Raw genomic sequence first — 26,497 nt, forward strand, 5'->3', positions numbered from 1 at the left:
TTAAATAGGTGAAGGTTTGGAAGTCAGTGTTGAGCGTAACTGCTTGAGTAAGTCGGTGACGCTACGCTCGGCCATATCAAAAGTCAGATTAGCATGTTTTGCCATGAAAACGTAGTGGAGTCCCATTTCTGTTATTTCCGGCAATTCGGTAATGATATGTTGGTTAAGTCGGTAAGCTTCGCGTAGCAGTCGCTTGGTGCGAATACGTTTAACTGCGTTACCGATTTTTTTTGGAGCGATGAAGCCAACAAGAACATTCTTATCGGCATTGGGGTACGTGCGGTATCGAAGGTTTACTTCTTTGGAAGTAAGAAGAGAGGAGCTTGAAAACAGCTCCTCAAAATTTCGCCTGCCACGTAAAATATGAGATTTAGATAAAGTAAATCTGCGATCAGGAGAATCCGTATGGTTACTTGGCTCCTTTTCTCTCATCGCTAACGGTTAGCTTATGACGGCCTTTCTTGCGACGGTTTTTCAATGTCTTACGTCCATTTTTGGTAGACATGCGTTCGCGGAAACCGTGCTTGTTCTTTCGCTTCTTGTTACTTGGTTGGTACGTGCGTTTCATGAATTAGGATATTTTGCATTCAATTTCTTATCCGAAAAAGGCTTTAAATATAAAGAGAATCTCAGAAAAATCAGAACTATTATTTACTGTTTAAATACCTTGCAGGGAACAACGGCCTTGCAATAAGCTTTAGATGGATAGACGTGTTCTTACTTGAATTCTTTTTGTCGCCATAAGTAATTAACTTAATTCTAATTACAACTTAATAGAAATTCCAAAATGATAACCCTAAAGAAAACACTCCCTCTATTCTTTATCATTTTTTTAATCTGGGGGGAAACATGTCCGGCTCAGAATACCTCTTCAATAGACGAACTTCTGCTGGAAGCCGGACGTCGTTTTGATAACTCAGAGGAAAGCGAAGCCCTGAATATTTATCTCGAAGTTCTAAAACAGGAGACCCAAAACCTCGAAGCTCTTTGGCACACCAGCCTTATTTATGCCCGTGTGGGTTACCGTTACGATTCTGAGGAAGAGATGATGGAGAATTACCAAAAGGCGCTAACTTATGCAGAGAAAACGCTTGAGCTCTATCCTGACGAGGGCTATGCTCATTTTGTATATGCTGTTGCCAACGGACGTATTTCTGATCTTTCCGATTCGCAAACCCGCATCAGGAAATCTCATGTTGTAAAGAAACATGCTCAAAAGGCGGTTGAACTGCTTCCCAATTACGCTCCTGCCTGGCACCTGCTGGGGCTCTGGCACAGTAAAATAGCCAATGTGGGTTCGGCCCGGCAATTTGCTGCCGGTTTGTTTTCTGACGGACTGCCGGAGGGAGCTTCCAACCAAAAGGCGGTGGAGTACATGCAGAAAGCGATTCGCTTGCAACCGGAGCAAACCCTGCGCTATAAACTGGATTTAGCCCGCCATTATGAACGAGCCGGAGAAAACAACAAAGCCATTCAAATCCTGAAAGAAGTCGTTCAAATCACCCCAAAGAATGACATTGATCGGTGGAATTTAGAACGGGCCCGAGATTTATTAAAAAAACTTTCGTAGCATCTTCAAAATAATAGCCCTCTCCATTAATGTTCAAAAATCTATTCGCTCTTACCGTTTTATCAGTCTTTATTTATTCTTGTGGACCAAGAGTGATTATTGAATATCAAGGCTCTTCGCCTATTTCCCGGCCTTCCTCATCGGTAACATCAGAAGCTCAAGACTCTTCCAAAGAATCACCTCAGAATGTGATCGTACTTTCAGTTCCTGTTCTTGAAGGAGGAAACAGCGCATTGAGAAATAAAATTGAGTATCCAGGTGAGGCTATTGAAAACAATATTGAGGGAATTGTAAGTATTCTGTTCACCATAAATGAAGATGGCAGCACTTCAAATTTCGAAGTACTTCAGGAAATTGGATACGGATGTGAAGAAGCGGTTATTAAAGCCATTCAAAATTCTAAATTTGAACCGGGACAACTTAGACAACAAAGAAATGCCCGCTACACATGGCTGGTAAGTGTAGAGTTTAAATTATAGCCTGCTTTAAACTGTCAGCTGTATCTGAAACTAAAGCTTTCCTAATGGGCTGACTCACATCTTATTCCTTATATTTATTTTCAATGTGCCGATAATTGCCCGCATACATTCCAAAAACAATTCTATGAAAAAACTCTTTTCTGCTGCTCTGCTTTTTATGGTCATTTTAAGCACCTCAGCTTTCGCGCAAGTTAAAATCAATGAAATTGTTGCTTCCAACGCATCTTCTCATGCTGACCAAAACGGGGACAATGATGATTGGGTTGAACTCTACAATTCCGGTTCTGTTTCCGTTAACCTTGCGGGAATGTATGTCTCTGATGACCCAACACAGCTCGACAAATGGCAGATTCCATCCGGACAAAGTGCCGTCACCACCATTTCTCCGGGAGAGTTTCTGATCCTTTGGTTTGATAAGGAAACCGAACAAGGCGCCCTGCATGTGGACATGAAATTAAGCGCCGATGGTGAATCTGTGATCCTCTCCGAGTCTGATGGAGAAACCCTTATCGACTCCGTTTCTTTTGGAGCGCAATCGACAGATATAGCCTGGGGAAGAACGCCTGACGGTAGCGGGACTTTCAAGTTCCTGAACCCTACACCTGAAGCAAGTAATGACGGCAGTCAAATTTCCGAACAAGCCAAGAAACCGGTTTTTTCTTTGGAATCTGGGTTCTATTCAGGCTCAGAAGTCATCGGCATTTCATCTGCTACTGAAAATGCGGAAATCCGATACGAAATTGGCGGATCGGCTCCCACACCCAACTCACCACTATATGAAAACCCTATAACCGTTGATTCATCTTCCGTGATTCGAGCCATAGCTTTTGCGCCGAGCTTTGCAGCAAGTGATATTGCGACCAACAGCTATTTCTTTGAAGACCCGCACACCATCCCGCTTGTTTCATTTGTGATGGAACCCGACAGTCTCTTCGATTATGACAAAGGAATGTATGTAATCGGAGATTCCTCAGAAGCCGGTGATGACTATCCGTGGTTTGGAGCCAACTTTTGGGAAGAATGGGAGTACCCGGTGCATATTGAATATATGAAGCCCGGTGGGTCGGTCGAATTTGAATTTGATGCAGGGGCCAGTATCGGTGGCAACTTCAGCCGGGCTTTCCCTAAAAAATCATTCATCATCAATAACAATCCCGATTACGGGATCGATGAGCTGGAGTATGAGCTTTTCCCCGAAAATGATTACAACACTTACGATGGATTTGGTCTGCGGGCCGGAGCCGAAGAACGATCTCGCTTGCTCAATGAAATGATGTACACCATCAACAAACAATGGGGCCACAAAAACGCCATGCAGGCTTACAAACCGGTGGTATTATACATCAACGGCAAGTACTGGGGTATTTATAATTTACAGGAGCGCAAAAACGATGATTTCGTCGAATCCCGCTATGGATATGATGACATCGACATGATTAAGGATTATGATGAAGTGAAAGATGGCACCTATGATGCCTACCAGGAGCTGCTGGATATTTTTCAGGATGAATCTCTGACGGAAACTGAATTTTTCACCTTGGCGGATTCACTCATCGATTTGGAAAGCTTTACCGACCACTGGATTTACCAGGTGTACAGTTCTCACGGCGATCCCAACAACTTACGATATTGGAGACCTCAGACTGTGGATGGAAAATGGCATTTTATTTCCCATGATTTTGACTGGTGGAGAAACCTGGACAATGAGCCCGGCACTTACATCCCGGTTTTTACTCAGTATTTGAAGAAAGATCCGGCAGGATTCTGGCTCATTGGCCGGATGATACAAAACCCAACCTACCGGGAAATCTTCCTGAATCGCCTTGCTGATATGCTTAATACCGCCTTTAAGCCTGATTATATGATCAGCTTAATCGATTCCATAGACACCGCCATCAACCCGGAAATACCGCGGGATATTGAACGCTGGGATGAAGGCTGGTATGACAACAGCGGTCCTACCGATTACAGCATGGAGTATTTTTATTATGGATTGGAAGAAGAGGATTACGGCCTTACGGTTCCTTATGTGCTCGATTACCCGGACTTCATTTATGCTGAAATTCAGGATACCCTGCAAACCGACACGGTACGGGTGCACCTTGCTCAGACTTCTGAAGGCAGCATACAACTCAATTCCATCACTCCGGATTTATCCAGTCAGGATTGGTCGGGAATTTATTTCGAAGGTACTTCCATCACCTTAGAGGTTATGCCGGAGCCCGGACTGGAACTGGAGCACTGGCTGGTTGATGGCGAGCAAGCCGGTCAGAACAACGTACTGACTGTTGAGCTTGGCACAACGCCCATAGAAATCGAAGCAGCCTTCCAGCCGGTTTTACAAGATGAAATCGTAATCAACGAGATTAATTACAACCCCAGTGATGACTTTGATGCCGGTGACTGGATTGAACTGTACAACTATTCTGAAACCACCATCGACCTTTCAGGTTGGGTGTATAAGGATGAAGACGACGAGCACGAATTTGTAATACCAAACGGCACTTCTATTGCCTCAGGAGGTTATTTAGTGATCACCAATGATACGGCTGCTTTCAAACAGCTGCACCCAAATGCTGAATTCGTAAAAGGAGAAGCCGATTTCGGATTGAGCGGTTCAGGAGATCAGGTTCGGATTTTTAACCCGAATAATTCTTTAATCGACTTTGTGGAGTATAACGATGAAGAACCATGGTCATTAGAAGCTGACGGAAATGGAGCAACGCTGGCTTTAAAAGATTATGAGCTTGACAACTCATTGGCCGAAAGCTGGATGGCATCTGAAGAAACAGGCGGCACCCCTTCTGCTTCTAACGATGGAGTCATTAACAGCAGTGAAGAAGATGGGAATGCACCTAAAGCTTTTGCTTTACATCAAAATTATCCAAACCCGTTTAACCCAACCACTCGAATTTCTTTCTCATTGGCCAAGGCATCACCGGTGGAGATAAGCGTGTATAACATGCTTGGGCAGGAAGTTCATAAATTTGTAAAAGAGCCCATGAAAAGCGGGGAGCACACCCTCACTTTTGATGCCCGCAACCTGCCGAGTGGTGTTTATATTTACCGGTTAACGGCAGGGAATTTCACCGAAACCAAGAAAATGATTTTATTGAAATAACTCACAAAAAAAGAAAGAGCGGACAGGCTGTCCGCTCTACGTTTTAGATTGAATAAGTCTGGCAGATCTTAAACTCTACTCCGGTTTCCAGTCCTTCATGCCGTCCCGGATCACTTCTGCAAGTCTGGAAACAGGCACCCGATCCTGACTCATATCATCGCGGTAACGGATGGTCACGGTATCTTCACCTTCTGATTCCACGCCGTCAAAATCTACGGTCACGCAGAATGGGGTTCCGGCTTCATCCTGTCGGCGATAGCGTTTCCCAATGGATCCTGACTCATCATAAAGCACCGAGAATTCCTCACGAAGATCTTCTTCAATCTTGTGCGCCAGATCCTGAAGCTTATCTTTCTTGATCAGCGGGAAAATACCCACCTGTGTTGGAGCAATGGTCGGATTAAGTTTGAGCACCGTTCGGGAATCGCCATCTACCTCTTCCTCACGATAGGCATCACAAAGCACCATCAGCGTCAATCGATCCAGCCCAACGGAAGTCTCAATCACATAAGGAACAAAACGCTCCTGGTTTTTCTGATCGTAGTAATCCAGCTTCTTCCCGGAGTGCTCGGCGTGCTGAGTTAAATCAAAATCCGTTCGGTTGTGAATACCTTCCACTTCCTGCCAGCCGATGGGGTATTTATACTGAATATCAGCAGCAGCCCGCGCATAGTGAGCAAGTTTATCTTCAGGATGCGGAGCCGTCCTCAGGTTTTCTTCCCGAATTCCCATTTTCTTATGCCACTCCAGTCGCTTTTCCAGCCACTTCTCATATTCCTCTTCATCGGTGCCCGGTTTCACGAAGTATTGCATTTCCATCTGCTCAAATTCACGCATACGGAAAACAAACTGTCGGGCCACAACCTCATTCCGGAACGCCTTCCCGGTTTGGGCAATACCAAACGGAATAGTGGTTCTGGAGGTATCCATTACGTTCTTATAGTTCACAAAAATACCCTGTGCCGTCTCCGGGCGAAGATAAACACCATCTTCTTCGGTTGAAGTGGAACCAAACTGCGTTTTAAACATCAGGTTGAACTGGCGCACTTCGGTCCAGTCAAAAGCCCCGGACTCTGGGGCCCGAATCTCGTTCTCCATGATGATTTCGTGCAGATCTTCCGTCAGGCTTTTTCGGGAACCGCAGGTATCCAGCTTTTCCTGGATAGCATTTGCTTCTTCGTGCTTATCATCTTTTCGCAGCTTCTCGATGTGCTGCTCAATCAACATATCAGCACGGTAACGTTTTTTGGACTGCTTGTCGTCGATCATCGGATCGTTAAATCCGCCAACATGGCCACTGGCTTCCCATACTTTGGGATGCATAAAAATAGCTGCATCCACTCCCACGATATTGTCGTGGCGGCGTGTCATCTCTTTCCACCAGGCATTACGGATATTTCTTTTGAGTTCTACACCGAGGGGTCCGTAATCATACACGGCACTAAGTCCGCCATAAATTTCCGATGATTGGAAGATGAAACCACGGGCTTTTGCCAGTGATACAATTTTATCGAGGTTGTCCAGATTCGACATGTGGGTGTTTTTGCAATTCAAAAATCTTGTGAGCGCCAAAGATAAGCATATGATCATCGAATGTGGAATATTGAACCGGGAATTTTGAACGGTTCCTTCTCTGTAATGGATTATTTATGTTTGAGGCGTTCACACAATCATCGAATTAAACCTATTCATGTCCAATAAAGACGAACCGAAACTGCCCAAGCTTCCGAGAAAGTCAAAAAAGCAGAAAGAGCGAGCGGAAGAAATTCTCCAGGAATTATACGTTCACTACCCAAATCCACACTGTGAGTTAAATCACCGGAATCCCTTTGAGCTGCTGATTGCCACCATCCTGAGTGCCCAGTGCACGGATGTTCGGGTCAATAAAACCACGCCGGCTTTGTTTGAAACCTACCCCACTCCGGAGCTTATGAAAGACGCCCCGCTTGAAGAATTGGAAGAACTGGTTCGTTCAACCGGTTTTTACCGGAACAAGGCAAAGTCCCTTAAAGAAACCTCGCAGATTTTAGTGGACGAGTTTGACGGTGAAGTTCCCCAAAACATGAAAGATCTACTGAAGCTAAGAGGGGCGGCGAGAAAAACAGCCAATGTAGTATTGGGAAATGCTTTTAATATCAATGCCGGTGTGGTGGTTGATACGCACGTGAAGCGAATCTCAAACCGGTTTGGCCTCACCAAAGAGAAAAAGAACACCAACAAAATTGAGAAAGATTTGATGGCTCTATTTCCGCGGGAGAACTGGACCGACCTTTCGCACCTGATGATCCACCACGGACGTAATGCATGTAAAGCCCGGATTTCGGAAGCACCGGATCACCCTCTGTGCAAAAAGTACGGCGTGAATTGTAAGTGCCGGAAGATGCGGACGGAAGAACATTGAACAAGTAACATCCAACAATGAGCGCAGAAGTATTTTCTTTCTATGGCAGATAAAATTTTTGATTCCTTCACCGATCCCATTCCACCGCTCAGGTATGAAATTCAGATCATCCCTGTAAAACAGAATGGCGAGACGTTCCTGTATTTTCAAGATCAGCTCGGGTACGCGCAGTCAGATTTTGCCGTTCCTTATTCTGCCCAGTCTCTGTTTTCACTGTTTGATGGCAGCCGGAGCGTGGAAGATATCCTTGAGTTCAGTGACGATCAGATCACCCGGGAACAGGTACTGGAATATGTTCAGTTTTTGGATGAAAAAGCCTTGTTGCATTCTCCTCATTTTAAAGAACACGCCAGGGAAACGGAAAGAACCTACGAGGAGTCTGAAGTTCATCCATCCAACACCTATGGAATCTCCTATCCGGAAGACCCGGAAGAACTGAAGCACTTTCTGAATGAAGCCTTTGAGAAACTCCCCACTTTTGAACCTGTTGATTCTGCAAAAGCCCTTTATGCTCCTCATATTGATTACCGCGTTGGCCTGAACAGCTATGTAAAAGCTTTCTCGGCCATCAAAAACCTGAAACCCAAACGGGTGGTAGTTATAGCTACTTCCCATTACTCCGGGCTTCATCCTGAGCTGTATGAAGAGTATCCGTTCGTGATTTCAAATAAGGATTTTGAGTTGGTAAACGGCACGGTAGAAGCAGACCGGATGGCCATTCGGAAGATCGCGGATCAAGTCCGCGATGACGAGTTAGATTTTGGCATCACCTTCCACGACAGGGCGCACCGCATTGAACACAGCATTGAGCTTCATCTGCTTTTATTAAATCACTTATGGGATCATGATTTTAAAATTATCCCGATAGTTGTGGGCAGCCTGGAAGAGCTGTTCTACAAAGCGGATGGATTTCAGGGGAAACAGGTAGAGAAATTTTCCGGGTTGCTGAATGGACTTTTTGGAGATGATGAAGATACCTTCTTTTGTATCAGTGGCGATTTAGCCCACATCGGCAAAAAATTCGGAGATGATAAACCGGCTAAAGAGTTGTTTGAAGAAATCCGCTCTTTTGATGAAGATTTCCTCGATTTTGGGGCTGAAGGAAATCCGGATAAAATTCTTGAGCTGATGAGCCAGAAATATGATCCCTATCGAACCTGTGGCTACCCTCCTTTGTTTTCTTTTCTGAAAGCATTCCCAAACCTATCCGGCGAAATCCTCACCTATGATATCTGGGATGAGGAAGAACGGGAAAGTGGTGTGAGTTTTGGGTCTATTCTGTATTATTAATTCAAAATGAAAAATTTAAAATTCAAAATTGGTCTCAGCCAATTTTGAATTTTTCATTATTCTTTTATCTCCATTTTCTCAGCAAAATAGTGGCAGAAGTCGCGCATATCGCCGGTAATCCGCTCATCATTTGTAGCTCGTTCTAAGGTATCAGCCATGGTAACCAGGGTTTGGTGGAAGAAAATTTTCATTTCATCCACCGTCATCTCTTTGGTCCACAAATCCAATTTTAATGTATCTTTGTTATGCGCATCCCAAAGTGACAAAAGCATAGCCCGGCACTGTGCCTTGTCTTTTCCCTTAAGGTCGGATGCATTCCAAATGATATCAGTAGGTACATTATCTTTATCCAGTTCAACGGTAATGTTGATTTCTTTCTTCTGCATGATTTCGGTCTTTTTAAATTCATCCCAAAACTAAGGGTTTCTGTATTTATTAACTCACTTCAATTTTGGGGGGAAATTTTAAATGTTGAATGCTAAATGTTAAATGGGTCAAATCCCATTTAGCATTACTTGAAGCCCTGAAGGACTTCGCTTGTGTGCGGGAATGCAATTAGGGAGATGTCATTGCGAGGAATCTCAAAAAGCGAATCCAAGTTTGGGATGAATAACGACGCGGCAATCTCCTGGACACAATATCCCAAACTCTTCAGGGAGATCGCTGCGTCGAAAAAGTTCGGGTTCTGAATATGAGTTATGATGCTCCTCGCGATGACAGTCCTGAATAGATAATTGGGAAAGGATTAATTTCATTCTGAACACAATTAATCCATATTTTCAGCCTCGCTGCATTTTTTCTTAACTCATGACATTCATCATACTTTGTTAGCACTCGAAAACATCACTTTACATCTGGGTGACCGCGAGCTTCTGGACGGCGTTAGTACGTTCATCAATCCCGGTGAACGCATTGGACTTGTAGGGCCTAATGGCGCCGGTAAGTCAACACTGCTCAAAATTATTATGGGTATTCAGGAGTGCGATGAAGGCAGTGTGGCCCTATCTAATGAAGAAAGCCTGGGTTACCTCCCACAGGATGGGGTGGATCCGGATTTTACGCTGACCGTAATTGAGGAAGTGGAATCTGCTTTTGCTGAATTATTTGAGCTGGAAATGAAAGTTAAAACGGTTCAGGAAAAGCTGGCCGAGGTTGATCATGACAGCAAAGAATATGAGCAGCTTATGGAGCGATACGGCAAGCTGCAAACTGAGCTGGAGTCTTCCGGTCTGTATGGTCTCCGCGCCGAAGTCGAAAAAGTACTTATGGGACTTGGTTTCAGCGAAGAAGACTTTCACCGCAGTACATCTGAATTCAGCGGGGGCTGGCTGATGCGTATTGCCCTGGCTAAGTTGCTCCTTAAGAGACCAACCTATTTGTTATTGGATGAGCCCACCAACCACCTGGACATTGAGTCGTTACAGTGGATGGAGAACTTTCTGAATTCCTATGAAGGCGCAGTTGTGGTGGTTTCTCACGACAAGGCTTTCTTGGACACCATCACCAACCGTACACTGGCATTACGTAGTGGTGAGATCAGCGACTATGCCGGCAACTATTCATTCTATGAAAAAAAGTGGGAAGAGGAAAAAGAGCTCCTGCTGAATGCCAAGAAGAATCAGGAAAAGAAAATCCAGCAGACCCAGGAATTTATAGACCGATTCCGATATAAAGCTTCGAAAGCCAGTCAGGTGCAAAGCCGGGTGAAGCAGCTTGAGAAAATGGATCGCATTGAACTGGAAGAGGAACAGAGTAAAGTTTCCTTCCGGTTTCCGGAACCTCCCCGAAGCGGACAAGTGGTTATCAAGCTCGAAAATCTTCACAAAAGTTATGATGATACTCAGGTCTTTGAAGGCATTGATTATGAAATTGAACGCGGCGATAAAATTGCGGTGGTTGGACCAAACGGTGCCGGGAAATCAACATTAATCCGGATTCTTGCTGGAATGGAACCCCACCAAAAAGGAGAACGGATTGAAGGGCATAACGTGACGGTAAACTATTTTGCCCAGCACCAGGCCGATGAGCTAAACCCTAAAAAGGATGCTTTAGAAACCCTGAAAGAAGCCGGATCCGATGCTAAAGAAAGTCGGCTGCGGACCATACTTGGCTGTTTTCTATTTCAGGGAGATGATGTTTTTAAAAAAGTGAAGGTTTTATCCGGTGGTGAGAAAAGCCGGCTGGCACTAGCCAAGATGCTGCTCTCCCCTGCCAACCTCTTGATTTTTGATGAGCCGACCAACCACCTGGATATGAGCAGCAAGAATATCCTGCAACAGGCCATTCAACAGTATGAAGGAACCGTGGTTATTGTATCGCACGACAGGGATTTTCTTGATCCCATCGTTGATAAAGTGCTGGATGTTCAGCCGGGGTACATCAAAACGTATTTGGGGAACGTGTCTTACTATCTCACCCGAAAAAGAGAAGAGGCGGAGGCAGAATCAGAGAAACCTTCACCCCAAAAAGAAACCAAAGAAGACAACCAGCTTTCCCGAAAAGAGCAGCGCCGTATTGAAGCTGAACGCCGGAATGAACTCAATCGCCAAACCAAGCCCATCCGCAAGAAAGTGGAGGCACTGGAGAAAGAGATTGAGGAAAAGGAACTTAGAAAGGCGGAGATTGAAGAAGAGATGACCAAGCCGGACTTCTATGACGATGCCGAAAACGTAAAGAAATTCTCATTAGAATATGACCAACTCAAAGCCGACCTTACAGACCATTATTCGAAGTGGGAAGAATATCAGAGCCGCATTGAAGCAATCGAAGCTGAAATGACGGTTGACAGTTGAAGATTATGGGTAAACAAATCTACATAGCAGGAACTTTGTTATTGATGACAGCAATAATCGGTTGCTCATCTTCTGAGAATGTGGTTTCTGTGGCTGATGAAATGGTTCAGGCAGAAGCAAAGCCTGATGAGCGTATTTCATTGAACATCAACGAGGCCGTCTATTTTGATTTTTCCAAATACGACACAACCTGGACCGGTGAACTGACCGTTTACACGCTGAATGCCGAGGGAGAGAAAGTGGTACAATCGGAATATGTTTCGGCTAACGACAGCTCCTGGAGCGACTTTGATCTGTTTGTTGATTTCCTGAAGCTCTACCAAATTCAGCCTCAAAACGAGATCGAAGGCTGGGTACCTGATTCCGGACAGCTGCCCCGCCGGGTGTACAGCTTCGAAGTTTTTGACGGTGACACCACCCGCTCCTACTCCTATCAGGACCCGGAAAAAGACATCCGGGATTACTGGCAGGTACAGAATCTCCTAACCTTCGTGACTTTCATTCAAAACGACCTTCAATGGGTTGAGAAAGAACCTTAACCGACAGGCAATCTCCTTAACACTCAAAAGCTTTTAAACTTAACCCTTCCAGGGTTAAACCCCTTTGCCTGAGTCAGGATCATTGCCGTAACCCTGGAAGGGTTATTTGGTTATTCAGGCAACGCCAGTTATCCAATATTAATCGAACTCAGGTTTATAGGTTACAACCCATCAGTTTTCAAAACCGTAGATTTCCGGCAGGTTAAACATGTCCCGGAAAGCAAACCAATACCCTGAATAAGATTTGGCAGGAAATAAGCGCCCGCCTGCATTCGGGCCGGAAACGGCTTCACCGAACACATTCCACTTAGTGCCGCTCTGGTCCATCATTACCACGGGAAGCTCGCCCTGCACGGGTTCAAATTCCAGCACTTCGCCATTCAGCTCGGCTTGATAGGCAATAACAAAACTCAGTTTTGTACTCCCAACAATCACAAATTTCTCTCCCTCAAATTCATCATGAATAGTTGTTATATCCTCGCCAAAAGCGCTGTATTCATACACCCGCACATTTGAGTCCTGATCTAAGCTGTCTTCGGTAAAAATGCCATGCACCCTGTCTTTGGCATCCAACCGCGTATCGGTTCTGTTCACGGTTGGGAAAAGAATCACCCCATCCATGTCTTCATATGTGCTGCCATAAGCGTATTTTTTGTAGTCTCTGCTGTAGCCGGTATTGGTATTTAAAACCCTTGATTCTGGAAACATCGACTTCCAGGTTTCCCAGGTCGTATCCAACACATTCAACGGATCAACGGTTGCGCCAAGATGTTCTCCGTGGATAGCCCTCAGTCTCATTTGTGACCATAACGAACCTGTTTTCCGATCATAGGCTATCAGATTGTTTCTGTAAATAAGTCCGGATGTGCCAAAATCGGGGCCTTCTTTGGGGCTCCATGCAATTCCGGTTGCCGTGAGTGGACAAAACGTAATCGTAACCTGACTTTCATCGTTCACAACCTCATGCCAGTCCAATATTTGGTAGGGATAGGCAGTAGGTTCTCCATCCTTTATCAACCCGATTACGCGCCGGTTATCCGGGATGAATGTGACTTCCGATGCAACCGAAAATTTCGGCTCTTCAATAGGGGGAATGCCGTCCTTCCCCGGGCCTCCATCAATGATTTCATGTTCAGCTACCAGCCACTCGCTTTCGGTTTGAAAACCAGATCGCGAATCCTCATCACTACTCACAGTTGTTTGATCGCAGGAGAGGACGGCGCATGACAAAACCAGCAATAACACCTTGCCTGCATTGCCAAAAGTAAATAAGACCGGAGCTTTCATAGCGGAAATTGCCTGTGAAGAACGTTAATTAGAATTTTTTGACGCTTTCAGAAGCTAATCTCTTACTTCAACCCATGCTTTGGGTTTGAACACTGAATATTCAACATTCAATATTCAATGTTGAAGTTATCCTGCGCAGGGAGGAATCCGGTTGCTTTAATAAATCTTACATTTATCAATCATCTGGAGCGAGAGTAAATACCCAACTTTGATTCAGCTAATGCTGCCATCTAATACTCACCTATTCAAAATTTATAATTTTTCATTTTTAATTCCGCAAAGCGGATTACTTAGCAAAAATCTGATCTTTATTTTGAAAGGCTTTGAATTCCAATGCATTTCCCGATGGGTCGAGAAAAAACATAGTGGCCTGCTCGCCCGGCTCACCTTTGAAACGGATGTAGGGCTCTATCACAAATTCGATATCCGCCGCTTTTAGCTTGTCAGCAAGCTCTTGCCACTCGTCCATTTCCAGAATCACCCCAAAGTGACGAACCGGAACTCCGTGTCCATCTACCGCATTCATCGCGGATTGCTTGGCTTCATCAGGACTTAGGTGAGCCACCACCTGATGTCCCCACATGTTGAAGTCGATCCAGCCGTCTGAGCTGCGGCCGGTTTCACATCCCAGCAGATCATGGTAGAACTTATAGGATTCTTCAAGATCTTTAACCGGAAATGCGAGATGGAAAGGATGCGTTGTGTTACTCATAATGTTGATTATCTTAAAAATTACACGCCAATAATACTACACTCATGAAATCAAAGAAAATAGAATTTACCGGCAGTCTCGGGGATACACTTTCTGCCAAACTTGACCTCCCCGATAAGGAACAAAAAGGCACGGTCTTGTTTGCGCACTGCTTCACCTGCTCCAAGAACCTGAGAGTAATGAGTAATATCACCTCTATACTCGCCGAATTGGGGTTTGCCACTTTCCGGTTTGATTTTACCGGGCTCGGCGAAAGCGACGGGGACTTTGCTAACACCAATTTCTCGTCCAATGTAGATGATTTGGTAGCTGCCTATAAATATTTAGAAGCTGAAGGTAATGCACCCACGATTTTAGCCGGACATTCACTGGGTGGAGCTGCTGTTTTGCAAGCGGCTCATCACATGGATTCTGTGAAAGCCGTAGCAACTATTGCAGCTCCGGCTCACCCTGCCCATGTTCGTGAAAATTTCAGTATGCACCTTGATGAGATTGAGGAAAAAGGAGAGGCTGAAGTTACCCTTGCCGGGCGGAAATTCACCATTAAGAAACAATTTCTGGATGACCTGAAAGAAGCCCGGATGTCGGATTTCATCAAAAAACTGGACCGGGCTTTGATGATCTTCCACTCGCCCCTCGACAATACGGTAGGCATCGATAATGCCTCTATGATTTTTAATGCCGCAAAACATCCCAAAAGTTTTGTATCCTTGGACGAGGCCGGTCACCTGCTTTCCGACGATAAAGACAGCAAATATGTGGGTAGGGTATTGGCCACTTGGGCTGAAAAATACATCTAACGTTAGTACAAAATTATGAGCGAATCGATTGATGCCCTTCAGTTGAACCTGAACAGTGGCGGACTGCACATCATGAATGTGTCGCTGGCGATCATCATGTTTGGGGTAGCTCTGGAACTGACCGTTGAGGACTTCAAGAAAGTAGCCAAGAATCCAAAAGGCACTGTTATCGGTCTTTGCTCTCAGTTTTTTTTACTCCCTGCACTTACTTTCCTGTTGGTTGTTTTGATGGAGCCACACCCCAGTTTTGCATTGGGAATGATGATGGTTGCCGCTTGCCCGGGAGGAAATATATCCAACTTCTTCTCTCTTTTAGCGAAAGGTAATGCGGCCTTATCAGTAAGCATGACAGCCTTTGCCACCTTGCTTTCCATTTTCATGACCCCCTTTAATTTTGCTTTCTGGGCCAGTTTATACGGCCCCACAAACGCCATCCTTACTGAAATTCACCTCGACCTCTTTGAAGTATTTCGAATTATCATCCTGATTCTCGGGATACCGCTTATCCTGGGGATGACCCTGCGGCACTTCAAAGACGCCTTCTCCCAAAAAATATCCCCGTTTATTAAGAACTTCGGAATTATCTTTTTTGCCGGTTTTGTGATTGTGGCCTTCAGCATGAACTTCGAGCACTTTACGAGTTACGTACATCTGGTTATCGCCCTGGTATTTTTTCACAATGCGGTTGCCCTGATGAGCGGTTACGGATTGGGGTATATCTTCAAGCTTCCGAAACCGGATCGTAAGTCCATTGCCATTGAAACCGGAATTCAAAATTCGGGCTTGGGTTTATTGCTGATTTTCAATTTCTTTGACGGGCTCGGCGGTATGGCTTTAGTGGCTGCATGGTGGGGCATTTGGCATATTATTGCCGGTCTCAGTATCGGATGGTACTGGTCAATAGGAAAATCAACTTTACAACGCGTCTTTACTAATGCGTAAAAAAAATTATTTGTGGTACCAGTTTTGGCGACATACTGTAGTAGGAAATGGATTACGCTTTTTTTATTCCACCGTTAAAACTTCCGGCAAGGAGCACCTCCCCAAAGACAAACCCATTCTCTATGTGCCTAATCATCAGAATTCATTCATGGATGCTCTGCATGTGGCAACTACCACCAAACCTGTAATTTACTTTCTTACCAGGGCGCAGGCCTTCAAACCGGATATTATCGGTAAGTTTTTGTGGTCCATCAATATGATGCCTGTTTACCGGGTGCGTGATGGATTGAAGTCGGTGCAAAAGAACAACGAGATTTTTGAGAAATGCATCCAATACCTCAAAAATAAAGATACCGTTCTGGTTTTTGCTGAAGCCAATCATAACCTGAAGCGAAGAATCAGGCCACTAAGTAAAGGATTTACCCGTATTGCTTTTGGTGCCGAAGAGAAACACAACTGGGAGCTGGATTTACAGATTGTTCCGGTTGGGGTGAATTACAGTGAACACCGTACCGGGGGAAATGCCGTACAAGTAAACTATGGGAAACCCATTCCGGTGAGCAACTTCAGGTCTCTGCTTGAAAAAGACGAAAAGGAAGCTGTAGAAACTATGAAGGAGCAGGTTTCAGATGCCATGAAGGAACTTGTGTTTCATGTGGAGGACTTAAATGAATATCCCGTACATAAGATTTTGTGGGATGACCTGGAGCCCGATAACTTCAAAATTATTGATCCTGAAATTGCAAATCCAAGAATCCGAAAAACCCACGAGCACATCACTCCTGAACTTATAGAAAAAGCGAAGGAACTGACTAATATAGCCGATAAACACGATGTGGATCTTAATGAATTAGCCTGTGGAAAACAGTTTGGATTTAAAGATTTCGTCCTCGTTCCGTTTTATCTGTTCAGCCTGTTGAACAATATCATCCCTTACCAACCCATTCGTTATTTGATCAGGAATGTAATCAGAGACAATGCTTTTGATTCATCCATAAAATTTCTGAGCAGCTTATTTTTACTGCCGATGTTTTATGTACTGGTTTCTCTGATTTTACTTTTTACCGGAGTTGATGGATATTTCATACTTGGATATCTGGCATTAAGTGTACTTACTGCCACATTATTTATTAGGGCTAAGCAGCTTTTCAGTCCGCGTTCCGGCCGTAAATTGAGAAAGAAAAAGCCCGGTTTATATGATAAGCTACAATCTCACCTTCAATCATTTAAACAGCTTCGGGAGTCTATCCTGAATGAATGAAGCTCTTGGATTTGATGTTTAATCAGCAAATCTGAAAACAATCAAACATTCTATATGAAGCTCTTTTCTGTTATTTCTGCCTTCTTGCTAATGGTAACCGGATGCACAAAAAACATCGAAACGGAATCCACATCTACGCAGGCTCATTCCAAGTTAGTCGCTACGGTAATGCAGGTGGGGGAAAGTGATGTTAGCGGATCGGTAACGTTTTCTGAAGCCGAAAATGGAGTACAGGTCCGAGGTAGTTTCGAAGGACTTGAGCCCGGAAATCATGGTTTTCACATTCATGAGTACGGAGACTGTACAGCTGATGATGGAACCAGCGCCGGAGGACATTTTAACCCGACCGAAAACCAGCACGGAGCTCCCTCTGATGCTGCAAGACACATGGGCGACCTCGGAAACATTGAAGCCAATGAAAACGGCGAGGCTACCGTAGATTACACAGACCAAACCGTAACGCTGGATCAGATATTAGGACGAGGCATCATCATACATGCAGGAGAGGATGATCTCGAGTCTCAACCCACAGGAGCTGCCGGAAGTCGCGTTGCTTGTGGTGTGATAGGAGTTGCTCAGAAGTAGGTAGGAACTTAGTTCTTCCAGTCTTCAAAAAGATTTTCGAGCTCTTCGGAGGAAGCCAATGTCAGCGCAGATTTTGCAAATTGCTCAAACTCTGCTTTGGTTTTGGAGTGAAGGAGTTCACTGATTTCGGGTATCGACTCAGGCACCATGCTCAACTCCTGAATGCCCATACCGATAAGGCAGGCTGCGCCGATTTCATCACCGGCCAATTCGCCACATACGCTCACGTCAATGCCGGCTTTTTCCGCTCCCTTAACCGTGTTACTGATCAAGTGCAGCACAGAGGGGTGGTAATGCTGAAATAGGTTGCAGATGCGCTCATTTCCGCGATCCACCGCCATCGTATATTGTGTGAGGTCGTTAGTACCCATGCTTAAAAAATCCACTTCTTTGGCAAAGTGATAAGCAGAAAGGGCAACACTCGGTACTTCCACCATCAACCCAAGCGGAATCGATTCACCTAACTCCACACCCTCCGTTTTCAGTTCTGTTATAACGGATTCAAGTTCATCCTTAATCTCAGCCACTTCATCGATCACAGATACCATGGGCACCAAAATCCGAATTCGCCCCGGATAATCAGCAGCAGTTCTAACAATTGCGTTAAGCTGATTATGCAGCAGTTCTTTTTCGTCCAGCAGCAGGCGTATGCCTCTCCATCCTAAAAACGGGTTCGCCTCTTTCACCGTCCGGCTGCTGGTTTTATCTCCGCCAATGTCGAACAACCGAATCGTAACCGACCCGGTGGATCCTTCTAACACAGCCGAATAAAAAGCTCGTTGTTCTTCCATGCTTTTTCTTAACCGGTGGCCAAATAACAGGCTCTCCGTTCTCAGCAACCCAATACCCTGCGCGCCGTGTTCTTTTATCTTGGGAAGCTCGGCCTCGAATTCAATATTAGCTGTAATTTTCAGGGAAACGCCATCGGCCGTCTCAAAACTGTCGGGGCGCTTTTTCTTTTTCCTAGCAGCTTCTTCAGCTTTTTTACGATATCTGGATATGGTTTTACGCGACGGGTTTAAAATCAACGTTCCCTCAGCGGCATCCAGAACTAACATCTTATCATTAAGCACTTCCTTGGTCGCTTTTTCGGCACTTACAATACAGGGAATTCCGAGCGACTTGGCGATAATAGCAGCATGAGAGGTTACCCCACCTTTCTCCATAACCAAGCCAATGGCACCGTCTTCATAATAAGAAACCAGGTCGGTTGGGCTGATTTCACGCGCCACGATAAGTGACCCTTTCTTTACCGATTTCTTTTTCTTTTGATCACAAACCAGATCGATAAACCGGTCACGAATGTCCTCAAGATCCACAATGCGCTGTCGAAACAATTCGGATCCACTTTCTTTCAGTCGTTCAATAAACTGGCAGTAGGTTTGATAGATGGCGAAATCAACACTAAGGAGCTTTTCTTCTATGATTTCAAAAACGCTCCTCTCAATTTCGGCATCCAGAATAATTTGCTTCTGCGTATCAATTATTTCTACAGAGCCGGCATCATTCAGTTCATCGGCCATCAGCTGAAGCTCGGCAATAAGGCTCTCTTTTGCTTTCAAAAATCGATTTTTATGCTTCTTTACCGCCGATTTATTAATCGATGTCGGGGCAACCGTCTTGGATTCGGAGCTCAATAAAACAGCTTTACCGATAGCCACACCGGAGCCAACACTTCGGCCTTTTAATGTAATTTCATCGGTGTTTGTGGCTTCCATAGTATATGTATCAGACTGTTATTCGTCTTCCATTCCAAATTTATTCTCTACCAGATCTACAATGGCTTCCATGGCCTCTTCTTCATCCGGCCCTTCAACCTCCAGCTCTAATTCTGCACCGGATTCAGCAGCCAGCGTCATAACTCCCAATATACTTTTCCCATTAACCCGATATCCATAGCTGTGTATGAAAAAATCGGACTTAAATTTACTGGCAAGTTTAACCAGCTGCGCCGATGGACGTGCGTGTAAACCTGCTGAATTTATTATGGTTACTTTCTTTTTGATCATGGAGATAAAATAGTTGCTTAAAATGGAAATAAAATCTGCAAGATGCCAAGTTTGAACCTAAAATATAGAACCTTCATTCTCAAAACAGCCCCTATTTATAACAAATTTAAAAACCGATTAATCTTTCACCCAATGTTTCTTAAATTCAGCCAAAACAAATAAACCATATATATGTCTGTAACTGAAAAAGATGTTCGATACATGGCCGACCTGGCCCGACTCCAACTTTCCGGGGAAGAAGTAAAATCCTTTGCTCAGGATATGAATAAAATTCTGGATTATATGGATCGCCTGGATGAACTGGATACCTCTGATGTTGAGCCGCTGGAGCATGTGATTGACCTGGATAGCCGCCTTCGAAAAGACAAAGCCGAAGCTCCTCTTTCGCATGATGACGCACTCAAAAACGCTCCCGATGCCGACAGCGACTACTTCCGTGTTCCTAAAGTGATTGAATAACCCCTCTTTTATGACAGACCCCAAAAACCCCTCCCAACAGGATTTCTTTGCCAAGCTTCCGGAGAGTCGCCAGCATATTATTGCGCTGGTCATTCTGTTCCTGATTCCATTTGTGCTGTTCACAGCTACAACTATAGGTGGCAAAGAATTTAAAAGACACGACATTACCCAGTGGAGAGCCGGTGCGGAGTCTGTAATTGAATACCGCGAAACCTATGATAAGGAGCCGCTATGGGTCAACAACATGTTTGGCGGCATGCCTTCTTTTGTAGTATCTACTAAAGATGCGGTGCCTTATTTAGATCGTATTGCAAGTTTATTTTCTAATATTTACCCGGCTTTTCAGTACTGGGTGCTCCTTTCCGGCACCTATTTCCTTTTAGTGATGATGGGCTTCAGGACTTTGACGTCTTTATTTGGCAGCCTGATGTACGGCTTAACCACCTATTTCCCAATTATTATTGTAGCGGGACATACTTCTAAATTTGAAGCCCTGGCCTTTGCTCCCTGGATGATTGCCGGCTATTGGCTGCTTACACGAAAGGAAAAGAAACTACCGGGTCTCCTTCTTTTCTCAGTTGCGGTTACACTTGAGCTACGGTCTGCCCATCCTCAAGTAACATATTACTTTGCTTATCTGTTAGGATCACTTTGGGTTTTCGATACATGGAAGGCTTACAAGGAAAATCAGCTAAAAGAATGGGGGATTACAACCTTGTTCCTGGTTGTGGGCGGTGTTGTAGGGTTACTGGGCCATGCCCAAAAATTACTCGCACTTCAAGAATATGCCGAATACAGTATTCGCGGAGGCTCAGCCCTTGATAATTCAACCGGCCTCACCTCCAGCTATGCCTTTGCCTGGTCGCAGGGAATTCGGGAAACCTGGACACTGATCATGCCCAATATTTTTGGCGGGGCCTCACCGGAATACTGGGGACCCAAATCTGTTACTTCCGGTCCTCACTATTTTGGGGCACTCAGTTTGCCGTTCGTAATTCTTGCATTAACGAAGCGGCGCAGTAAAACCATGTATGCCTTTTTTGCTGCCGGGACGCTCGGCATCCTTTTCTCATGGGGCGGAAATTTCAGATTGCTGAATGAGTTTGCTTTCGACTACATCCCCTATTTCGACAAGTTCAGAGCACCGGAAACCTGGCTGACTTTAGTTGCCTTTTGCTATTCGGTAGTGGCCGTGTATGGGCTCGAATGGTTTGCGGATTTTGTGAGCTCCAAGAAGAATGAATTCAAAAAGCTATATGTGCCGCTCGGTATAACAGGAGGGGTTTTAGTTGTGCTCTTTATTATGGTGAGTTCAATGGATTTCACTCGCCCGGGCGAAGTCTCAAATATTGCCAATCAAATTGCACGGCAGAACCAGGTAAGTGTAGATAACCCCCAGGTTCAGCGACGAGCTCAGAGTTATGTAAACACCCAGCTTGTTCCCGAACGGGAAGAAAAAGCCAACAGCGACTTGCTGAGGCTGGCCATTATTTTGGTTGTAGCTACGGGCCTATTGTACCTGACAACCTCAGGCAAAATTCCTGTAAGCGTCAGTCTGATGGGCTTCACCATCATTCTTGCCGTTGACATGATGAGTGTTGATAAACGCTACATCCCCGAAAATACAATTGTAGCCGGAAATGTAAGTCCGGAGAAAACCCTAGAATCCCAGCGCCGTGATATCGACACCTTTATAGAAGAGCGGGTATCGGCAAATACCGAATATCCATACCGGGTTCTACCCATTCTGGACAATCCATACAGCAATGCCACGCCCGCATACTTCTACCCAATGATTGGTGGGTACACCGGAGCCAAGCTGAGTGTGATTCAGGATGTGATGTACGGTCAGGGACCTCTGAACCTTCAGAATCAGAACTTCAACCCACAGCTGCTCGACCTCTTCAATGTAAAGTATGTCACCTATGTCCAGGGGTTGCCTTTTGATGGTTACCAACCTGTTTTTGAAAGCCAGAATGGTGTGGTTTACGAGAATCAAAACGTACTGCCCAAAGCATTTTTTGTGGATTCCGTTATTACGGTCCAGGATCCAAACACAACCTTCGAATACTTGATGCCGGGTCAAATCGATTTCTCTGAAACGGCCATTGTGGAAACCTCGGAAGCGCTCACTTCTTCGCAAGACACAACATCTGAGGTAGAAGTCACAACCTATACCGGTCCGGAGATGACGATAGATATATCAAGATCAGCACCCGGTTTTCTTGTACTCAGTGAGGTTTATTATCCCGCAGGCTGGACGGCTACATTAAATGGAGAAGAAATTCCAATTTATAAAACGAATTATTTCCTTCGCGGAATGGATATTCCGGCAGGAAATCACACGCTGGAGTTAAACTTCATTCCCCGCTCCTACGAAATCGGTGTTATGCTTGCCTGGATTTCTGTAATCATACAGGCACTGATAGCAGCTTTTTGGATATTCACATGGTTCAAAGCCCGCAATTCAAGTGGCTCGTAAAAAAATCCTTATCGTATCTTACTATTGGTATCCATTCGCAGATGTAGGTACCTACAGGATTTCTCGTTTTGCTAAGTATTTGGCGAAATCAGGTTGGGACATTGTAGTTCTCACCTCAAAAAAAGCTGCGGCCGGAATGAAAGGAGAGCCGGATGATCCTGTACTTGAGAACATCAAAGTTTACCGGGCAAACATAATTGAACCCGTGAGTCTTTTGAAGGGTAAAAAGGGGGGAAGTGCTAAAACCAGCAACCCATCTATTTTTTATCAAAAAGATGCCGGTTTAATTTCCCGCTTAGCTGTATGGGCTCGGCTAAATCTTATGATTCCGGATGCCAAGTTTACCTGGAAATGGTTTGCTGTACCCCTTGGCAAAAAAGTGATTGAACAGGAAAAGCCGGATGTGATTTTATCAACATCTCCCCCTCCAACTACCAGCCTTATTGCCAGGAAACTGGCTGAGTGGAGCGGACTTCCCTGGCATGCTGATTTCCGGGACCCATGGACTAATATCTATTACTATGATGACAATCCACCAAGTGCATGGGCTCAAAAAAGGAATAAAAAACTGGAGGCTTCTGTCCTAAAAAAAGCTGACCGGTTAACCGTAGTTAATCATGGGTTCTTTCCAAGCTACCATCTTGAGGATAAGCTGACTAAAATCCCCAATGGCTTTGATCCGGATCATGTTCTGAATAAAAAAGAAGTACCTCAAAAAAATGATTCCGTTTTTCATATACGGTACTTCGGGAGTATGAAAGTCAACCAATACCCTAAAGCCTTCATTAAGGCTTTGCAAACCCTGTCCGATGAGCGCCCGGGAATAGCCGAAAATATCCATTTTGATTTCTATGGGAATATTGACCCGGATATTAAAGAGGACATTAAGTCAGCTTCCGATATCATCGAAACAAGTTTTACACGATACATCCCCCATGATGAGATGATGAAGAAAGTGAACTCGTCTGATTTACTTTTGCTTCTTATAGGAAGAACCAAGAACAGTAAGTTTGGTCTATCAACAAAAGTATTTGAGTATATGACTTCAGGGAAACCCGTCTTGGGTATTGGCCCCGTTGATGGCGCTGCAGCAGAATTAGTTGCCGATACTAATATCGGGAAGTTCTTTTCTCATGAAGATCACAAAGGTGTTATCAACTTTATTCTGCAGACTTACGAAGCCAAACAAAAAGGCGAAACGCTTTTTGAACCTTCTGAAAAGGCCATACAACAGTATAACTTTAGTTATCTTACCAACAAGCTTGAGAACATTTTGGATGAATTAATTGCCTGAGCTATGCCGGAAGATTTCAAAAAATTGAACGAAAAACGAACCGGAAAGTATCATAAACCGGCTGAAGAGGAATCTTTCCTTGAAGGGTTAAATAATACCCTCGAAGAAAAGGAAAAAAAAGAGTACATAAACACGGACATTAACCATCCTCTGATTTTTGTAATCGGGCTTCCCCGCTCCGGCACTACCTTGGTGACTCAGACTTTGGCACACGGACTTGATGTTTCTTATATCAATAACATTGCTGCACGCTTTTGGTCGGCTCCCCTTCATGGGTTAAAACTGTCCGATTCTTTACTTGACGGAAAAGATAGCCCTCGCTTCCAATCCGATTATGCAACCACCCATAAGCTTAACGACATCCACGAGTTTGGATACTTCTGGAGAAAATGGCTAAAGAAAGACAGTTTTGAGCATATGATTAATGCTCAGGATTATGAGTCAGAAATAGATTGGAATGGGTTAAAAAAAGTGCTGGGCAATTTAACTTCCTTCAGAAATAAAGCATTTATTTTTAAAAACATCTTTGGGGCTTTTCACATTTCAAAGCTTAACCAGGTTTTGGGAAAAACGCTTTGGATATATATTGAAAGAGATATTTTAGATGTTGCTGTATCAAACCTGAATGCCCGAAAGAAATTTTATAATGATCCAAATACTTGGTGGAGTACGGTTCCCCCTGAGTATCCCAAGCTGAAGAGCCTGGATACCTTTCCACAAATTGCCGGTCAGCTACATTACCTGAAAAAGTTTTACCGAAGTGAGATGAATAACCTTATTGCTGAGGGAAAGGGACTTCATATTACTTATGACGAACTATGTAAGAACCCTTCTTCTTTTCTAAAAGTAGTGCAAGATAGAGTTGAGGATCTGTATGATTACAAGATCTCACTGAATCATGAGCTTCCAGCTTCTTTCTCTCCTAATAAGCACGATGATGATAAGGACCTGAAAAAAGAATTTGAAAAGCATTTAACTGAATTTCATAAAAATGACCCAATCCCAGAACTCAGCTAAAGTAGTTGGAATCCATCAACCAAACTTTTTACCGTGGCTCGGCTTTTTTGATAAAATTGCTAAATCGGATGTGTTTGTTCTGATTGATAATGTGCAATTTGTGAAAGGCCACATCTGTAACCGCAATAAAATAAAGAACAATCAATCCGAAGCCGTTTGGATTACAGTTCCGGTAAGTAATAAAAAAGGTACGGATGTAAACTTCAATGAGCTGCCCATTGCGTATGAACAAAATTGGGGAACCAGCATCATAAATCAAATCAGGGGAAGTTATGGAGGGGCCCCCTATTTTGACCGGTATATGGAAAAGCTATCCCATTATTTTACTGAAAAAGAATACCATTCATTGGGTGATTTAAACATAGCGCTGATTAAGTTTTGTTGTGATGAGTTGGCAATCACCACTGAACTTATTACTGCCTCACAAATCGATGAAGAATTTGGGACGAATAATGATCTAAATATTGGTATATGTGAGTATTTTGAGGCAGATACCTACTTGTCTGGTCAGGGAGCAAAAAAATATAATGACGAAGAACAGTTCGAAAAAGCAGGCATTCAACTAAAGTATCAGCAATTTGACCACCCGGAGTATAAACAACTTTTTAAGGGCTTTATTCCAAATCTGTCGGTTATTGACCTTCTTTTAAATGAAGGACCGGATGCCGGAAGATTTTTTGAACACCGTTAGATCTTATAACGAACTACTTCAAAAGCTTCGGCAAAGTCTTCTTTCACCTGCACGCCCCTGACTCTGGCCAGTCCTTCGATAAAGTCGCGTGTGAAGTAATTTCGCTTTTTTATCAGCTGAGATTCGTACACCGACATCATCTCCCATTTTTTGTCCATATGCGCTTTGCTTAAGGTAACAAAAGCCTGGGTGGAGAAGTCAACATGGTTCCAGGGCAGCTCATATCCCCAGATACTGCACTCTTTAAAAGCACGCAACCCTTCGTTAAATACCACCTGATGATCCTGATGTACGTCATTACCGGATGGCAGCAACACCAAATCGGGTTGAATCTCATTTCTGAGCCGCACCATTTCTTCCAATACTTCCTGCCTGAAATAGGAAAGTTTTCTAACCTCATATTCATAAATAAAATACTGGTCTTCAGGTACTCCAAGGATATCCATGGATGCTATAAACTCTTTCCTCAGGATATCCGGATCAGAGCCTTCCGGAACCGATGCCCGGGCGGTCGAAAAAGCGGCTACATAAATTTCAATTCCCTCTTCATGAAATCTGGCAAGCGTACCCCCGCATCCTAACTCGGCATCATCTGTATGAGGAGCCAAAACCAATACTTTTTTAATTCCGGTAAATGACATTTTCTAAGACTTTTGGATGTTTGACATTAAGGATACTGAATTTAAGTATGAATTATTACCAAGATTTAGGCAGGTTTTCTTACAAAGAAAAAAGAGTTACTGTATCTTACCCAGCGATTTAAATC

25 protein-coding genes are annotated in these 26,497 nt (G+C 44.2%); 16 read left to right on the forward strand and 9 right to left on the reverse strand.

Annotated features, from left to right (window positions below):
- The gene (rnpA, locus tag NM125_RS05110) at positions 1-432 is read right to left on the reverse strand and encodes a ribonuclease P protein component (protein WP_255133484.1); all 432 of its coding nucleotides are present in this window, start codon (positions 430-432) and stop codon (positions 1-3) included.
- Positions 410-568 (reverse strand): 50S ribosomal protein L34, encoded by a 159-nt coding sequence (gene rpmH / locus NM125_RS05115; protein WP_255133485.1) that lies wholly within the window; start codon positions 566-568, stop codon positions 410-412. The genes rnpA and rpmH overlap by 23 nt, the downstream gene beginning before the upstream one ends.
- Before the next feature lie 219 nt (positions 569-787).
- On the opposite strand from rpmH, the gene NM125_RS05120 reads away from it, so the two are divergent.
- The 3 genes from NM125_RS05120 (at position 788) to NM125_RS05130 (ending at position 5,170) form a co-directional block, all read left to right on the forward strand.
- Positions 788-1,570, forward strand: a complete 783-nt coding sequence (locus tag NM125_RS05120; protein ID WP_255133486.1) for a tetratricopeptide repeat protein — start codon at positions 788-790, stop codon at positions 1,568-1,570.
- A gap of 92 nt (positions 1,571-1,662) precedes the next feature.
- On the forward strand, positions 1,663-2,049 hold the full coding sequence (locus NM125_RS05125; RefSeq protein WP_255133487.1) for an energy transducer TonB: 387 nt from the start codon (positions 1,663-1,665) through the stop codon (positions 2,047-2,049).
- A 124-nt stretch (positions 2,050-2,173) separates the two neighbouring features.
- Positions 2,174-5,170 (forward strand): CotH family protein, encoded by a 2,997-nt coding sequence (locus tag NM125_RS05130; RefSeq protein WP_255133488.1) that lies wholly within the window; start codon positions 2,174-2,176, stop codon positions 5,168-5,170.
- A gap of 75 nt (positions 5,171-5,245) precedes the next feature.
- Here NM125_RS05130 and NM125_RS05135 read toward each other — a convergent pair whose 3' ends face one another.
- A complete protein-coding gene (locus NM125_RS05135; RefSeq protein WP_255133489.1) occupies positions 5,246-6,703 on the reverse strand; it encodes a glycine--tRNA ligase in 1,458 nt (485 codons plus the stop codon).
- 157 nt (positions 6,704-6,860) lie between these two features.
- On the opposite strand from NM125_RS05135, the gene nth reads away from it, so the two are divergent.
- Both nth and amrB read left to right on the forward strand, forming a co-directional pair.
- On the forward strand, positions 6,861-7,571 hold the full coding sequence (gene nth / locus NM125_RS05140; protein WP_255133490.1) for an endonuclease III: 711 nt from the start codon (positions 6,861-6,863) through the stop codon (positions 7,569-7,571).
- 42 nt (positions 7,572-7,613) lie between these two features.
- Entirely contained in the window at positions 7,614-8,861 is a 1,248-nt protein-coding gene (amrB, locus tag NM125_RS05145; RefSeq protein ID WP_255133491.1) for an AmmeMemoRadiSam system protein B, read from the forward strand.
- Positions 8,862-8,917: 56 nt separating this feature from the next.
- On the opposite strand, the gene gldC is transcribed toward amrB, so the two are convergent.
- Entirely contained in the window at positions 8,918-9,247 is a 330-nt protein-coding gene (gene gldC / locus NM125_RS05150) for a gliding motility protein GldC (RefSeq protein WP_255133492.1), read from the reverse strand.
- A gap of 438 nt (positions 9,248-9,685) precedes the next feature.
- Between gldC and NM125_RS05155 the strand changes: the two genes are divergently transcribed.
- Both NM125_RS05155 and NM125_RS05160 read left to right on the forward strand, forming a co-directional pair.
- On the forward strand, positions 9,686-11,653 hold the full coding sequence (locus NM125_RS05155; RefSeq protein WP_255133493.1) for an ATP-binding cassette domain-containing protein: 1,968 nt from the start codon (positions 9,686-9,688) through the stop codon (positions 11,651-11,653).
- Between the two features lie 44 nt (positions 11,654-11,697).
- Positions 11,698-12,192: a hypothetical protein gene (locus NM125_RS05160; RefSeq protein ID WP_255133494.1), complete on the forward strand. Its 495-nt coding sequence runs from the start codon at positions 11,698-11,700 to the stop codon at positions 12,190-12,192.
- A gap of 171 nt (positions 12,193-12,363) precedes the next feature.
- On the opposite strand, the gene NM125_RS05165 is transcribed toward NM125_RS05160, so the two are convergent.
- On the reverse strand, positions 12,364-13,479 hold the full coding sequence (locus NM125_RS05165; RefSeq protein ID WP_255133495.1) for a DUF3179 domain-containing protein: 1,116 nt from the start codon (positions 13,477-13,479) through the stop codon (positions 12,364-12,366).
- Positions 13,480-13,765: 286 nt separating this feature from the next.
- Complete coding sequence (locus NM125_RS05170) at positions 13,766-14,191, reverse strand: VOC family protein (RefSeq protein WP_255133496.1); 426 nt, start codon at positions 14,189-14,191, stop codon at positions 13,766-13,768.
- Between the two features lie 44 nt (positions 14,192-14,235).
- On the opposite strand from NM125_RS05170, the gene NM125_RS05175 reads away from it, so the two are divergent.
- The 4 genes from NM125_RS05175 to NM125_RS05190 are packed head-to-tail and all read left to right on the forward strand — an operon-like array spanning position 14,236 to position 17,779.
- The gene (locus tag NM125_RS05175) at positions 14,236-14,991 is read left to right on the forward strand and encodes an alpha/beta hydrolase family protein (protein ID WP_255133497.1); all 756 of its coding nucleotides are present in this window, start codon (positions 14,236-14,238) and stop codon (positions 14,989-14,991) included.
- Positions 14,992-15,006: 15 nt separating this feature from the next.
- Entirely contained in the window at positions 15,007-15,933 is a 927-nt protein-coding gene (locus NM125_RS05180; RefSeq protein ID WP_255133498.1) for a bile acid:sodium symporter family protein, read from the forward strand.
- A complete protein-coding gene (locus tag NM125_RS05185) occupies positions 15,926-17,194 on the forward strand; it encodes a 1-acyl-sn-glycerol-3-phosphate acyltransferase (RefSeq protein WP_255133499.1) in 1,269 nt (422 codons plus the stop codon). Before NM125_RS05180 ends, NM125_RS05185 begins: the two co-directional genes overlap by 8 nt.
- Positions 17,195-17,248: 54 nt before the next feature.
- On the forward strand, positions 17,249-17,779 hold the full coding sequence (locus tag NM125_RS05190) for a superoxide dismutase family protein (protein WP_255133500.1): 531 nt from the start codon (positions 17,249-17,251) through the stop codon (positions 17,777-17,779).
- Between the two features lie 8 nt (positions 17,780-17,787).
- On the opposite strand, the gene ptsP is transcribed toward NM125_RS05190, so the two are convergent.
- Together ptsP and NM125_RS05200 are read right to left on the reverse strand one after the other, a co-directional pair.
- Positions 17,788-19,497, reverse strand: coding sequence for a phosphoenolpyruvate--protein phosphotransferase (gene ptsP / locus NM125_RS05195; RefSeq protein WP_255133501.1), 1,710 nt, complete (start codon positions 19,495-19,497; stop codon positions 17,788-17,790).
- A gap of 18 nt (positions 19,498-19,515) precedes the next feature.
- Entirely contained in the window at positions 19,516-19,788 is a 273-nt protein-coding gene (locus tag NM125_RS05200) for an HPr family phosphocarrier protein (RefSeq protein WP_255133503.1), read from the reverse strand.
- Between the two features lie 171 nt (positions 19,789-19,959).
- Here NM125_RS05200 and gatC point away from each other — a divergent pair, with 171 nt between their 5' ends.
- From gatC to NM125_RS05225, 5 genes are read left to right on the forward strand one after another with little or no spacing between them, the layout of a single operon-like run.
- Complete coding sequence (gene gatC, locus NM125_RS05205) at positions 19,960-20,247, forward strand: Asp-tRNA(Asn)/Glu-tRNA(Gln) amidotransferase subunit GatC (protein WP_255133505.1); 288 nt, start codon at positions 19,960-19,962, stop codon at positions 20,245-20,247.
- 10 nt (positions 20,248-20,257) lie between these two features.
- Positions 20,258-22,729, forward strand: a complete 2,472-nt coding sequence (locus NM125_RS05210) for a YfhO family protein (RefSeq protein WP_255133507.1) — start codon at positions 20,258-20,260, stop codon at positions 22,727-22,729.
- Positions 22,719-24,023 (forward strand): glycosyltransferase, encoded by a 1,305-nt coding sequence (locus NM125_RS05215; protein ID WP_255133508.1) that lies wholly within the window; start codon positions 22,719-22,721, stop codon positions 24,021-24,023. The genes NM125_RS05210 and NM125_RS05215 overlap by 11 nt, the downstream gene beginning before the upstream one ends.
- 3 nt (positions 24,024-24,026) lie before the next feature.
- Entirely contained in the window at positions 24,027-25,040 is a 1,014-nt protein-coding gene (locus tag NM125_RS05220; protein ID WP_255133510.1) for a sulfotransferase, read from the forward strand.
- Positions 25,015-25,731: a WbqC family protein gene (locus NM125_RS05225; RefSeq protein WP_255133512.1), complete on the forward strand. Its 717-nt coding sequence runs from the start codon at positions 25,015-25,017 to the stop codon at positions 25,729-25,731. Before NM125_RS05220 ends, NM125_RS05225 begins: the two co-directional genes overlap by 26 nt.
- Here NM125_RS05225 and NM125_RS05230 read toward each other — a convergent pair.
- The gene (locus NM125_RS05230) at positions 25,728-26,372 is read right to left on the reverse strand and encodes a PIG-L deacetylase family protein (protein WP_255133514.1); all 645 of its coding nucleotides are present in this window, start codon (positions 26,370-26,372) and stop codon (positions 25,728-25,730) included. The genes NM125_RS05225 and NM125_RS05230 overlap by 4 nt on opposite strands.
- Positions 26,373-26,497 lie beyond the last annotated feature (125 nt).

Source organism: Gracilimonas sediminicola (assembly GCF_024320785.1).
Classification (GTDB): Bacteria; Bacteroidota; Rhodothermia; order Balneolales; family Balneolaceae; genus Gracilimonas; species Gracilimonas sediminicola.

Bases quoted from the DNA above. Each gene is read 5' to 3' on its own strand.
- rnpA (WP_255133484.1), bottom strand. From the start codon at position 432: ATGAGAGAAAAGGAGCCAAGTAACCATACGGATTCTCCTGATCGCAGA.
- rpmH (WP_255133485.1), bottom strand. From the start codon at position 568: ATGAAACGCACGTACCAACCAAGTAACAAGAAGCGAAAGAACAAGCAC.
- NM125_RS05120 (WP_255133486.1), top strand. From the start codon at position 788: ATGATAACCCTAAAGAAAACACTCCCTCTATTCTTTATCATTTTTTTA.
- NM125_RS05130 (WP_255133488.1), top strand. From the start codon at position 2,174: ATGAAAAAACTCTTTTCTGCTGCTCTGCTTTTTATGGTCATTTTAAGC.
- NM125_RS05135 (WP_255133489.1), bottom strand. From the start codon at position 6,703: ATGTCGAATCTGGACAACCTCGATAAAATTGTATCACTGGCAAAAGCC.
- nth (WP_255133490.1), top strand. From the start codon at position 6,861: ATGTCCAATAAAGACGAACCGAAACTGCCCAAGCTTCCGAGAAAGTCA.
- amrB (WP_255133491.1), top strand. From the start codon at position 7,614: ATGGCAGATAAAATTTTTGATTCCTTCACCGATCCCATTCCACCGCTC.
- gldC (WP_255133492.1), bottom strand. From the start codon at position 9,247: ATGCAGAAGAAAGAAATCAACATTACCGTTGAACTGGATAAAGATAAT.
- NM125_RS05160 (WP_255133494.1), top strand. From the start codon at position 11,698: ATGACAGCAATAATCGGTTGCTCATCTTCTGAGAATGTGGTTTCTGTG.
- NM125_RS05165 (WP_255133495.1), bottom strand. From the start codon at position 13,479: ATGAAAGCTCCGGTCTTATTTACTTTTGGCAATGCAGGCAAGGTGTTA.
- NM125_RS05170 (WP_255133496.1), bottom strand. From the start codon at position 14,191: ATGAGTAACACAACGCATCCTTTCCATCTCGCATTTCCGGTTAAAGAT.
- NM125_RS05175 (WP_255133497.1), top strand. From the start codon at position 14,236: ATGAAATCAAAGAAAATAGAATTTACCGGCAGTCTCGGGGATACACTT.
- NM125_RS05180 (WP_255133498.1), top strand. From the start codon at position 15,007: ATGAGCGAATCGATTGATGCCCTTCAGTTGAACCTGAACAGTGGCGGA.
- NM125_RS05185 (WP_255133499.1), top strand. From the start codon at position 15,926: ATGCGTAAAAAAAATTATTTGTGGTACCAGTTTTGGCGACATACTGTA.
- NM125_RS05190 (WP_255133500.1), top strand. From the start codon at position 17,249: ATGAAGCTCTTTTCTGTTATTTCTGCCTTCTTGCTAATGGTAACCGGA.
- ptsP (WP_255133501.1), bottom strand. From the start codon at position 19,497: ATGGAAGCCACAAACACCGATGAAATTACATTAAAAGGCCGAAGTGTT.
- NM125_RS05200 (WP_255133503.1), bottom strand. From the start codon at position 19,788: ATGATCAAAAAGAAAGTAACCATAATAAATTCAGCAGGTTTACACGCA.
- gatC (WP_255133505.1), top strand. From the start codon at position 19,960: ATGTCTGTAACTGAAAAAGATGTTCGATACATGGCCGACCTGGCCCGA.
- NM125_RS05210 (WP_255133507.1), top strand. From the start codon at position 20,258: ATGACAGACCCCAAAAACCCCTCCCAACAGGATTTCTTTGCCAAGCTT.
- NM125_RS05220 (WP_255133510.1), top strand. From the start codon at position 24,027: ATGCCGGAAGATTTCAAAAAATTGAACGAAAAACGAACCGGAAAGTAT.
- NM125_RS05225 (WP_255133512.1), top strand. From the start codon at position 25,015: ATGACCCAATCCCAGAACTCAGCTAAAGTAGTTGGAATCCATCAACCA.
- NM125_RS05230 (WP_255133514.1), bottom strand. From the start codon at position 26,372: ATGTCATTTACCGGAATTAAAAAAGTATTGGTTTTGGCTCCTCATACA.